Raw genomic sequence first — 11,629 nt, forward strand, 5'->3', positions numbered from 1 at the left:
GCGGCGTGCGGCGGGCCGCGCGCGCCGGCCCGTGTGGGTTGCGGGGGGGGGGGCGGGGGGGGCGGCGCCCCCCCCCGGGGGGGGGCCCCCCCCGGGGGGGGGGGCCCCCCCCCCCCGGCTCTCGTCATGAAGTTGCCAGGTGCTGTGCCAAAGCGGAGGCAGTACGTGGTACCTCAGCCCTTCCCGGCCGCGCCCGCGGCGGCCCGTACGGCATCGGCCGCGCTCTCGGCGACCTCGATCCGGAACCGCCTGCCGATGTCCGCGACCCGCTCGTGCACCTGGTCCTCGGTGGCGGCCCGCAGCAGTACGACGCCCGCGTAGACCGAGGAGTCGACCGGGCCGTCCAGTCTGTCCCCGACCTCGGTGCCGACCTTCGCGTACACGGCGCCGGGGGCGGCGAGCAGTTCCTCCGCGGGGGTGACCGCGGTGACCGTGCCCACGGGGCGCGGGAGCATGTACTGGATCATGTGGTCGGTGCGCGGCAGCGTGTCGACGTACACCGGCTCGCCCAGGGACGTGGACAGGAAGGTGCTCCACAGGTCCACGCCGTACTGGTGCAGCACCTGGTCGGCGATCCCGCCGCCCCCCGGCCGGCAGGCCACCTCGCCGACCAGATGGCCGTGCGGGGTCTTGAAGACCTCCAGGTGCGTCACCCCGTCGGTGAGTCCGAGCGCCGCCACGACCCGCTCGTGCAGTGCGGTGACGGCCAGGGTGTCCGGGTGTTCGTCGGGCAGTGTGTACGAGCCGATGACGCCGCCCACGCTGCGCAGGACCGGCTCGAAGTACCGGGACACCGGCGCGAACCGGACCCGGCCGTCCCGCACCACCCCGTCGCAGTGGAACTCGGCCTCGATGTCCACGAGTTCCTCGGCCATCAGCGGGTACGGCGCGGTCCGGATCGGCTCCGTGGAGTCGTCGTGGGCCAGGAGCCGCAGGTGGTCGGCGTCGTGCACCGGCAGGACGTACTCGGAGCCGCCGCCGCACGACCGCTTCACCACGAGCGGCCAGCCGATCTCCTCCGCGGCGGCCTCGGCGCCGGCGAACCGGTCGATGAGGCGGAACCGGGCCACCGGTACTCCGGCCGCGGAAAGCCGCTGCTTCATCACGTACTTGTTGGAGAAGGCGTTGGCCACCTCGTAGCCGGATCCGGGGAGCCCGAAGTAGGAGCGGACGTACCCGCCGGCCTGGATGCTCCACTCCGAGGGGGACACCACGTACCGGAACGGATTGCGTTCCCGTATGCGCAGGGCGGCCAGCCGCACCTGGGTCAGGTCCTCGATGGTGTCCACCACTTCGACGTCCGCGCCGTCGGCGTAGTAGCCCGCGTACTCGGGCATCGTGATGACCGAAAGGCGGATGTCGTCCCGTTTCTGGAGCATCCGGGCGGCGATCTCACGACTGGAGTTGATCAGCAGTACGTTCTTCATCGCGCGCGACCTCTCGCTGTGATGGGTGCGGCCCCGATGGCGGAGCGACGGATCCCGCATGTTGCCATATATTTCCAAGAGGTGGCAATATCAAGGACCTTGTTGCCCCAGGGCGGCATGACTGCGGGTATCGCGTGATAGACAGAGCGTGTGCGGCCGATCGCTGCGGGACGTCAGCTTGCCCAATGGGGCGGGGTTTTTGAGCCATTCGATCAATGGCTCGGTAAGTGTCGATGCGCAACGGGGTATGCCCGGCGTAGGGTTACCCGATATTGACAGTCTTGCCTACAACGGGCATAATGCCCATCCCTCCTGAGGGTTGAGGCTCTCTCCGAGTGTCAGCCCACGCCTTCCGAGGTGCAGATGCTGGAACAGCCCCATTTCGGGCAACGCCTCCGCGCGCTCCGCGTGGGCCGCGGACTGTCCCAGGCGGCGCTTGCCGGAGACGCCATGTCGACCGGTTACTTGTCCCGTCTGGAGTCCGGCGCCCGACCACCGACCGCCAAGAGCGTGGACTATCTTGCCGAGCGGCTCGATGTCCCCGTGTCCGCCTTCGCGCGCGAGAGGGGCCCCGTGCTCGGCCATGTCCTCGCCGCGGTCACCTCGGTGTCCGACGACGGACTGGACGAGTTTCTGGCCGACCCCCTCGCCGAGGCCCTGCGGGCCGACGACGGACAGGATCCCGCCCTGCGCTGGCAGGCGCTGTGGCTGCTCGCCCGCATGCGGGGCAGGCAGGGGCGGTCTACGGAGGAGTACGAACTCACCGCCGAACTGCACAAGCTGGCAGATGAGTTGGGCGTGGCGGAGCTGCGCGTCCGCGCGTACACCCAGCACTCCCGCTGCGCGCGTTCCATCGGGCGGATCGCCGAGGCGTGCGAGTACGCCGCCGGAGCCGTCGGCGCCGCCGCGGGTCTCACCCTGACCGACCGGGCCGGCGCCCTGCATGCCCTGGTGTCGGCGGAAGCGGAGGCGGGCCGGCTCGCCGAGGCCGAGGCGCACGCCCGGGAGCTGTGCGCGCTCACCGGGCCCGTCGGAGGCTCCACCCACACCCGGGCCCTGTGGGCCGCGGCGACCGTCGGGATACGCCGGGGTGCGTACCAGGAGGCGAACGACCTGCTCGAACGCGCGCTGGAGGGCCTGGACAGCCACGAGGATCCGGGGCTCTGGCTGCGGCTGAGACTCGCCGCGGCCTCGCTGCTGCTGCAGACCGTCCCGCCGCAGACGGCGAAGGCCCGGGCCAGCCTGGAACAGATAGGCCCGGCGCTGGAGATCGTGGGGACCGAAGTACGCCGCCAGGAGGGGCTGTTGCTGCACGCCCAGCTGGCCTGCGCCGAGGGCGATCTGGCCCGGGCGCGCGAACTGTGCGATCAGGCACAGGCGTTGGATCTGCGGCTCTCCTTCCGCGACCGGATCCGGCTCCAGGTGCTGAGTGGCAGGCTGGACGTGCTGGCCGGCCGGACGTCCCTGGGGATCCAGCGCCTGAGCGACCTCGCGCGGCAGGCCGTCGAGGCGCACAACGTAGAACTCGCGGCGGAGACGTGGCGCACCCTCGCAGAAGCCCTGGCGGAGGGGCGCGGAGAGCAGGGCTGACCGGACGCGCCATCCGGACAAGGGCATTCCCCGACAGGAACCAGGAGGTCGGCCGAACGGGCCGGTAGCGTATGAAAATGGAATCAGTGCAGGTCAGGCCGGCGCGAGAGGAAGACCTCCGGTCGGCGGAGCGCGCCTCGGCGGAGTTGTTCCTCGAGGCGGACCAGAGCAGCCGGCGCGTCAGCGAACCGGAGATCCAGCCCCGCTCGGACGCCGGATCGAAGCAGTGGATCGAGCGGATGCGGTTCTATCTGGAGGCCGATCCGGCGGGGTGCTGGGTCGCGGTCGATGAGGGCGGCGTCGAGGGCGACGGCGACGGCGGCGACGGCGGCGATGTCGATGCCGGGAACGTCGTCGGGTTCGCCATGTCCCAGAACCGCGGCGGGGTGTGGTACCTCGCCACCTACGGCGTGCTGACCCGCTACCAGGGCCGGGGCATCGGCAGGAGGCTGATGGACGCCGCGCTGGCGCACGCCGACGGCCGGCCGGGACTGTTCTCCTCCTCGGTGCATCCGGGGGCGACCCGCCGCTACCGCAAGGCGGGATTCCTGCTCTACCCGCAGATGCGCATGGTCGGCACGGTCGACCGGTCCACGCTTCCCGCGATCGACGGGCTCAGGGAGGGGCGGCCCGAGGACCTCGAATGGATGGACCGGCTCGACGAGGAGATCCGCGGGGCCGGTCACGGCCCCGACCACGTCTACATGCTCGACCGGCTCAGGCTCGTCGTGTCCGAGGACCTGCGCCGGCCGGGATACGCGTACATCGACGACGAGGAGAACCGGGCGGTGCTCCTCGCGGCGGCGGAGCCGCGGACGGCCCAGGACCTGCTGTGGGAGGCCCTCGCCGCTTCCCGGGGCGAGACGCTCGTCAACTGCATCACCACCGCCAACCACTGGGCGGTCGACGTCGGTCTGGCCGCGCGGCTGGACATCGGCCAGGAGGGCTATCTCGCCCTCCGGGACATGGCCGAACCCGCTCCCTACCTCGCCAGTGGCCACTTCCTCTGACGTTTCCGGCCGTTCCGGCCGACCCGGCCCATGGGCCCCCAGCGGCGCGCGTGACCCACTGCGGTCACGCGCGCCGCTGCGTCGCGGCACCTTTTCGCGACCCACCCCTTCGCCCAGTGTTGCCACACATGGCAAATCATGGCAACATCGATCGTGCTACGAGGCGCAACCGGCGACGATCCCTGTGCGGAACGTGCGGGAGGATCCGCCCCACCGGCGGGACTTCCCGGCCGTGACGCGCGCGGTTCGCGCCCCCACACAGCCCAGAAAGGTCCAAACGCATGACTGACGTCATGACTGCCGACAGTGGTATCAGGGTCGGGGTGAAGCAGCTCGCGGGAAACATCGGTGCCGAGATCACCGGCGTGGACGCCGCGCGTCCGCTGAGTGACTCGGTGGCCGCGGAACTCAGGGAGGCACTCCTCACCCACAAGGTGATCTTCCTGCGTGGCCAGCAGCTCGACTATGACCAACTCGTCGTCTTCGGCCGCAGCTTCGGCGACCTGACGCTCGGCCACCCGATCTACGGAGGCCCCGAGGGCCGGCCGCTGCTGCGCGAGATGGATTCCAAGGGCGAGGGCACGCGCGCCAATCACTGGCACGCCGACTTCACCTACATGGAGAACCCGCCCGCCGTCGCCATCCTCCACAACACGGTCTGCCCGCCGGTCGGCGGCGACACCATATGGGCCAACACGGCCGCGGCCTACGAGGAGTTGTCCGAAGGGCTGCGTACGCTCGCGGACGGGCTGCGGGTCGTCCACTCCAACGACTCGGACTTCACCGACGCCACGTACACCGGCGACGTGCGGAGCAGCTACCTGAAGAACGTCTTCAGCGCCGAGCACCCTGCCGTCCGGGTCCACCCGGAGACCGGTGAACGCTCCCTCTTCGTCGGCGGGTTCGCGCGCAGCGTCACCGGGCTCGGCCCGCAGGCCGGACGCGACCTGCTCCGGGTCCTGGTGGAGCACGCCACCAAGCCCGAGTACACAGTCCGTTGGAAGTGGCAGGTCGGGGACCTGGTCCTGTGGGACAACCGGTCCACGCTGCACTACGCCGTCCACGACTACGGCGACCAGCACCGCCGCGGCGAGCGGGTCACGGTGGCCGGCACGACCACGGTCGGGGTCGACGGCAGGCCCGGCACCGTCCTGCGCGGCAACGCCGAGGCGTTCACCGCCGGATCCGGCTCGACCATGTGACCGCACCGATGCGGCGGCGACGGCCCCTGGCCGTTGCCGCCGCATCGTGCTGTCTACGAGGCCGCGGCGCGGGCCGGCGTCCCCGCGGGCGGGGTGTGCTCGACGCCCGCGAGGAAGGGGGCCGCGTAGGCCCGCAGGTCAATGGGGGCTCCGGTGACGAGCCGGGCCCGCAGGGAGAGCTCGCCCGGGGCGTCCGAGGCGTAGCCCAGGATCAGGCACGGATCGCACAGCCGGTCCAGGTTCAGGACCAGGTCGGCCTCGTCGAGGCCGTCGGGGTCGTGGAAGTCCTGGGAGGGCACGCAGCGGAAGCCCATGCGCACCTTGAAGCGGAACAGGCCGGCCTTGGTCAGGTGGCCGTACAGATTGGGCTCGTCGCCCAGTGTCGCCCAGCGGTAGCCCTTGTCCCGGGCCGTGCGCATCGCGGCGAAGTAGAGCGTGCGGGCGAGGGAGTCGCGGCGCCACTCCTCGGTCACCGCGGAGAACCGTATCCGCACCGCGTCCTCCTCGGGGCATTCCCAGGCGATGCAGCCGCCGGCCAGTTCGCCGTCCCGCAGGGCGAGGACGGCGAAGTACTTCTCGCGTCCGTCGAGCAGCCGCTCCCGCTGCCGGGAGGCGATCGGGATGCCGTAGGCCATCGCGTCGACCCGCTGCCGGTAGAGCGCCAGGAACCGGTCGAGCACGTCCGGCCCGACCGGGTCGTGGACCTCCAGCGTCAGGACCCGGTCCGCCCGGGCGCGGGACCGCCGGATGTCCTGCCGGGCCTTGGTCTCCAGCCGGGAGAGGAACGCGTCCTCGTCCGGGCCCAGTTCGGCGGTCCATGACAAGAAGGCCGGCTTCCGGATGAAGCCGGCCGCGGCGAGTTCCCCGTACGCCCCGGCCGGGGGCGCGGTGGCACGCACCACGTCGATGTGCCGGCGGGCGCCGTACCAGGGGCGGCCCGCCACCTCCTCGGGGGAGACGTGGGCGACGGACAGCCCGTGGTGGTCAACGATGTCCATGTGCTGTCATCCGTTCCGTGTCGGGGGCCGGTCGCCGCTCGCGGCGACCAGGGGAGCGTTCGGCCGGACGGGCGCCCGGCGTCTTCGTACGGGGGCGAACCACAGGAGCACGGCGAGCACCGCGGTCGCGGTGACGGGCAGGAACACGAACAGGTGTCCCCAGGAGCCGGACAGGCCCACCGTCAGCCCGAGCAGCAGCGAGGACACGGGCACGGCCCCGGTGACGAACATCCGGATGAGGGTGTTGACCCGCCCGCTGAACTCCGCGGGGATCTCGTGCTGCCGATAGCTCATCGTGGTCGTGTTGACGCCTCCCTCGCCGAAGCACAGGAGGCAGAAGGAGGCCACGACCGCGAGGGGTTCGCCGATGAGCAGGCCCACTGACCCCAGGGCGGCCACCCCCAGCCACACGCCGACGCGCAGGCGGCGGCGGCCCTCGCCCGCCGGGACCATGGGGCTCACCCACGCGCCGACCGCGGCCGCCACGGCGCCGCAGGACACGGCCAGGCCCAGGGCGGCCGAGGACCAGTGCCACCGTCCGGTGCCGATGGTGAGCAGGGTCGGCTCCAGCGCGCCGGCCCCCAGGTTGTAGAGCGCGACCGCCCCGGTCAGCCGGAGCAGGTCCGGGCGCGAGCGGAAGTAGACGATGCCTTCCCGCAGCAGCGTGCCCACGGACGCGCCGGCCTTCCGCGCCTGCCGGGCTACGCGGGGCAGGAAGAAGGCCGTCACGGCGGTGACGAGGAACGTGGCCGCGTCGATCTCCAGCGCCGGGCCGGGCCCGGCCGCGGCGATGGTCAGTCCGGCCAGGGCGGGACCGGCGAACCGGGCCGCCAGCTGGACCGAGTTGAAGCGGCTGGTCGCCTGCTCCAGCCGCTCCGGCGGCACCAGGGCCGGAATCAGGCCGTAGTCCCCGGCGACGTCGGAGACCACCTTCGCCAGCCCCATCAGGCACAGCGAGGCGAACACCATGGCGATCTGATCGAGGGTCAGCAGCAAGGGGATCAGTGCGACGCAGGCGCCCTGCACCAGCTCGCCCGCGATGAACAGGCGGCGGGCGTCGTGGCGGTCGATGAAGGGGCCCAGGAACGGCGCGGCCAGGTACGGGGCCGTTTGCGCGGCCATGCTCAGGACGGCGAGCAGGGTGGACCCGGTGGCCTGGATCAGCGCCCAGGGGACCGCCAGGTACAGGAAGGTGTTTCCGGCCATGGACAGTGCCGTGGCCCCGGTCAGCAGCCAGAAGGGTCTCATGGGACAGGGATGTTGCCACATTATGCCGAGTGTCAGCAACGGATGTGCCTTGACGTTGACATGATGTTGCCATCTCTGCGTGAATGGCCGTGCGGGCACCGGCCGTGCAGGCAACGGGCATGAGGAAGGAAGCGCCATGGAGAACGCAAGCCCCCCGAGGATCCTGATCGTGGGCCTCGACCGCTATGGCATGCGGGCCTGCGTCCGCCTCGGCCTCGACACCACGGTCATCTGCGGGGCCGCGTCCTGGGACGAGGGGCACATCGCGGTACCCGACGAGGTGACCGTGCTCCTCGTCGACGACCACACCAGCCCGGAAGCCGTCCTCATGGCGCTCGACCGGGCCGGTCTGACCGGCCCCGCCTTCGACGCCGTGTACACCACCGACGAGGACTCCCTGGTCATGGTCGGACTGCTCGCCCGCCACCTCGGCCTGCCGTTCACCCCGCCGGAGATCGCCGTACGCTTCCGTGACAAGTCCGTGCAGAAACGCGAGATCCGCGCCGCCGGCATCGCCACGGCCGGTGCCGAGGTCATCGAGGACGTGCACGACGTCGCCGCGATCGACCGGCTCCCCTTCGAGCGGGCCGTCCTGAAGCCGGTGGCCGGAGCCGCCACCGAACGGACCTCCGTCGTCACCTCCGCGGCCGAACTCCACCGGCGCGGCGACGAGTACCGCAGGCAGGCCACCCCGCAGCGCACCTTCGTGCTGGAGCAGTTCGTCCGCGGCGAGGAATGGATCGCCGACGGCGTCCTGTACCAGGGCGAACTGCTCTTCCACGCGCTCGGGCGCTACGGCGACCCCTGCCTCACGGCCGTGGACACCGGCACGCCCCTGCACTTCCGCCACTTCGACCCGGCCGCCGACGCCTGGGCCCACGACCTGGCCCTCCCCGTGATCAAGGCCTCCCTGGAGGCCCTGGGCCTGCGGGACGGGATGTTCCACCTGGAGCTCTTCCACGACCCCGACACCGGCACGCTCACCTTCGGCGAGTGCGCCGCACGCCGGGGCGGCGCCCTGGTCCAGGAGGTGGTGCAGGCCAAGTTCAACGTCGACCTGGCCGAGTGCGCCATCCAGCTCGCCCTCGGCAGGCGGCCCGAACTCGACGTCAAGATCCGCCCCGCGGTCGTCGGCGGCGCCTACCTCACCGCGGGAGCCGGCCTGCTGCTCGACTGCCCCTCCGCCGCGGAGGTCTCCGCCCTGCCCGGGGTGGAGTTCGTCCGGATCGAACGGCCCGTGGGGGAGCACGCCCCCGAAGTCGCCGGAACGGGCCAGCGGGTCGGCCAGTTCATGGTCATGGCGGACTCCGCCGAGGAGCTCCAAGGCCGGTTCGCCGAGGTGTGGGACTGGTTCCGCACCAGGCTCGTGGTCGTCCCCGACGGCCTCAAGGGCCGCGAACTGCGCGCGCTGCAAGAGGTTCTGCGACCCGGCGCCCGCTTCGGGGACGCACTGTGGCAGTGACGGCCGCGCCCGCGTCGCCGCCCCGGCCCACCGGCGTGCGCAGGCTCCTCCCGGCCACCCGGGCGCAGCGGATCCTGACCGTCGCCACCTTCGCGAACAGCTTCGGCGGCGGCATGTTCACCACCGCGAGCGTTCTGTACTTCACCCGCGTCGTCGGACTCCCGGCCGGCCGGGTCGCGGTGGGCCTCTTCGGCGGGGCCATGGCGGGGCTGATCGCCGGTGTCCTGGTCGGACGGCTCGCCGACCAGTGGGGAGCCAAGCGCGTCCACATCGGGGTCATGCTCGGCGGCGGAGTCGCGATCTCCTGCTTCACCCTCATCGGATCGTTCTGGTCCTTCTTCGCGGTCTCCCTGGTCGCGGGAGCCGTGATCCCCGCGGACGAGGCGAGCAAGGCGCCGCTCATCCGCGGGGTCGCCGAAGGCAACCCGACCCTGTTCATCGGCTACCTGCGGTCGGTGACCAACCTCGCCCTCGCCTTCGGCTCCGTAGCGGCTGGCTTCGCCATCCAGATCGACAGCCGGCCCGCGTACCTGTCCCTCGTGGTCTGCCGCGCCCTCGCCTACGTGGGCTGCGGGCTCATCCTGTTGCGGCTGCGCCTGCCCGCAACGGCCCCGGACCCCGCCGAGGAGAAGGAACGGGGCTGGGCCGCACTCCGGGACCGCACGTACCTGAGCGCCACGCTGGTGAACGCGGTGCTGTCCCTGAACTACGCCGCCTCCGGCTTCCTGCTCCCGCTGTGGATCGTCGGCCACACGAGTGCACCCCGGTGGATGGTCTCCGCGGTCCTGGTGCTCAACATGGCCTTCGTGGTGCTGCTCCAGGTCCCCGTGAGCCGGGGCGTGCACGACGCCCGGACGGCCGGCCGGCGCATGGCCTGGGCCGGCGCCGCCTTCGCGGGCGGCCTCATGCTCATGGCCTTCGCGGCGGGAACCTCCCCCTGGACGGCCTCGGCCCTGCTGCTCACCGGCATGGGCGTCTTCGCCTTCGGCGAGCTCTGGTACGCGGCCGCCTCCTACGAGTACTGCTTCGGCCTGGCGCCGGCCCGGCTGCAGGGCCAGTACGCCGGGGTGTTCGGACTGGGCAGCGGCGCCGTCGAAGCCGTCGCCCCCGCGGTGATGAGCCTGCTGCCGCTCGGGATGGGGCTGCCCGGCTGGGTCGCCCTCAGCGCGGTGCTGTTGTTCGCGGGCCTCGGCAGCGGGCCCCTCGTGACGTGGGCAGGTGGACGACGATGAACGCACAGAAGACGAACCAGACGGACCAGCTGAACCAGACGGACCAGACGGACCAGACGGACCAGACGGAGCAGCCGAACCGGACGGGCCCGCCGAACCGGACCGTGGCGATCGTGGACGGCTACTCGACCGGGAACTTCCTCCTGCCGGCCTTCGCCCGGCTCGGCGTCGAGGCTGTGCACGTGCAGAGCACCCCCGAGCTCATCGCCCCCCTCGCCCCGCCCCGGCTCGACGCCTACCGGGAGAACCTCGTCTGCGCGGATCCCGGGACCACGGCCCGCGAGCTGGCCCGCCACCGCCCGCTGGCGGTACTCGCCGGAGCGGAGTTCGGGGTCCGGCTCGCCGACGAACTGAGCGAGCGGCTCGGGCTGATGACGAACGGCACCCGCCTGTCGGCCGCACGGCGCGACAAGTTCCTCATGATCGAAGCCCTGCGGGACGCGGGGATCCGCTGTGCGCGCCAGCACCGGTCGGCCGACCCCGAAGAGCTGCGCGCCTGGGCGGAGCGGGAGGGGATCCACCCCGTCGTCGTGAAACCGATCAGCTCCTCCGGGGCGGACAACGTCCACATCTGCCGGGACGGCGAAGCCGTCGTACGGGCCGCGCGCTCGGTCATGTCGGCCAGGGACCTGTTCCAGCAGCCCAACACCGAGGCCCTCGCGCAGTCGTACCTCGACGGCACCGAGTACGTGGTGGACATGGCCTGCTCCCAGGGGGAGCGGTACGTGTGCGGCGTCTGGGAGTACCGCAAGCGGGACATCGGGGCCGGCCGCCGCATCTACGACCGGGACGTGCTGCTCGACCCGGGCGCGGCACCGGTCCCCGAGCTCGTCGCCTACGTGGACACCGTCCTCGCGGCCCTGGACATCCGGCACGGAGCGGTTCACGCCGAGGTCATCATGACCGCCTCCGGCCCGGTCCTGGTGGAGATCGCCGCCCGCCTCAACGGCGGTCTGAACGCCGGGTTCCAGGAACTCTGCCTCGGCATCGACCAGTCGGCCGCGACGGCGCTGGCCTACGCACGGCCCGCGGAGTTCCGGCAGCGCTACGGCGGCCGGACGTACACCAAGCTCATCGAGGCGTTCGTGCACGACACCACGACCGCGCTGGACGGGATCGTCGAAGGCGTGGACGAGGCCGTGGTGGAAGAGATCACCGCGCTGCCCACCGTGCGCGACCTCACCGTGAAGTACCGTCCCGGCCGCCGGATGCGCCCGACGGTCGACCTGCCCAGCAGCCCCCTCACCGTCTACATGGCCGACGAGGACCCGGCGGCCCTCGAAGCCGACTGCAAGGCGATCGGCGAACTCAAGGAACGCGTGTACCGGCTGGCTCCGACCGTGAATGCGGGGCGGGGGGGCCCCCCCCCCCCGGGGGGGGCGGCCCCCCCCCCCCCCCGCGGCGCCGGGGGCGCGCCCCTCCCCCCGCCGGGCCGGGGGGCGCGGGGGGGGAAGGGGCGG

The 11,629-nt window shown here is 72.0% G+C and carries 9 protein-coding genes; 6 read left to right on the forward strand and 3 right to left on the reverse strand.

Annotation, left to right across the window (positions count from 1 at the left end):
• Window positions 1-173: 173 nt before the first annotated feature.
• Window positions 174-1,427 carry an ATP-grasp domain-containing protein gene (locus ACIA8F_RS38880; protein WP_399385774.1) on the reverse strand — a complete coding sequence of 418 codons (1,254 nt, stop codon included), beginning with the start codon at window positions 1,425-1,427 and terminating at the stop codon, window positions 174-176.
• A gap of 363 nt (window positions 1,428-1,790) precedes the next feature.
• Here ACIA8F_RS38880 and ACIA8F_RS38885 point away from each other — a divergent pair, with 363 nt between their 5' ends.
• From ACIA8F_RS38885 to ACIA8F_RS38895, 3 genes are all read left to right on the forward strand, one after another.
• A complete protein-coding gene (locus tag ACIA8F_RS38885; RefSeq protein WP_399385775.1) occupies window positions 1,791-3,017 on the forward strand; it encodes a helix-turn-helix domain-containing protein in 1,227 nt (408 codons plus the stop codon).
• Between the two features lie 77 nt (window positions 3,018-3,094).
• A complete protein-coding gene (locus tag ACIA8F_RS38890; RefSeq protein ID WP_399385776.1) occupies window positions 3,095-4,027 on the forward strand; it encodes a GNAT family N-acetyltransferase in 933 nt (310 codons plus the stop codon).
• Window positions 4,028-4,308: 281 nt separating this feature from the next.
• The gene (locus ACIA8F_RS38895; protein ID WP_399385777.1) at window positions 4,309-5,229 is read left to right on the forward strand and encodes a TauD/TfdA dioxygenase family protein; all 921 of its coding nucleotides are present in this window, start codon (window positions 4,309-4,311) and stop codon (window positions 5,227-5,229) included.
• Between the two features lie 53 nt (window positions 5,230-5,282).
• Here ACIA8F_RS38895 and ACIA8F_RS38900 read toward each other — a convergent pair whose 3' ends face one another.
• Together ACIA8F_RS38900 and ACIA8F_RS38905 are read right to left on the reverse strand one after the other, a co-directional pair.
• On the reverse strand, window positions 5,283-6,227 hold the full coding sequence (locus tag ACIA8F_RS38900; RefSeq protein WP_399385778.1) for a GNAT family N-acetyltransferase: 945 nt from the start codon (window positions 6,225-6,227) through the stop codon (window positions 5,283-5,285).
• A 6-nt stretch (window positions 6,228-6,233) separates the two neighbouring features.
• Complete coding sequence (locus tag ACIA8F_RS38905; protein WP_399385779.1) at window positions 6,234-7,475, reverse strand: MFS transporter; 1,242 nt, start codon at window positions 7,473-7,475, stop codon at window positions 6,234-6,236.
• 136 nt (window positions 7,476-7,611) lie between these two features.
• Between ACIA8F_RS38905 and ACIA8F_RS38910 the strand changes: the two genes are divergently transcribed.
• From ACIA8F_RS38910 to ACIA8F_RS38920, 3 genes are all read left to right on the forward strand, one after another.
• A complete protein-coding gene (locus ACIA8F_RS38910) occupies window positions 7,612-8,937 on the forward strand; it encodes a hypothetical protein (RefSeq protein WP_399385780.1) in 1,326 nt (441 codons plus the stop codon).
• Window positions 8,928-10,169: an MFS transporter gene (locus ACIA8F_RS38915; protein ID WP_399385781.1), complete on the forward strand. Its 1,242-nt coding sequence runs from the start codon at window positions 8,928-8,930 to the stop codon at window positions 10,167-10,169. The genes ACIA8F_RS38910 and ACIA8F_RS38915 overlap by 10 nt, the downstream gene beginning before the upstream one ends.
• Window positions 10,166-11,629, forward strand: a 1,464-nt coding sequence (locus tag ACIA8F_RS38920; RefSeq protein WP_399385782.1) for an ATP-grasp domain-containing protein, incomplete at its 3' end; no start/stop codon positions are given. The genes ACIA8F_RS38915 and ACIA8F_RS38920, both read left to right, overlap by 4 nt.

Source organism: Streptomyces sp. NPDC051563, assembly GCF_044454225.1.
GTDB lineage: Bacteria > Actinomycetota > Actinomycetes > Streptomycetales > Streptomycetaceae > Streptomyces.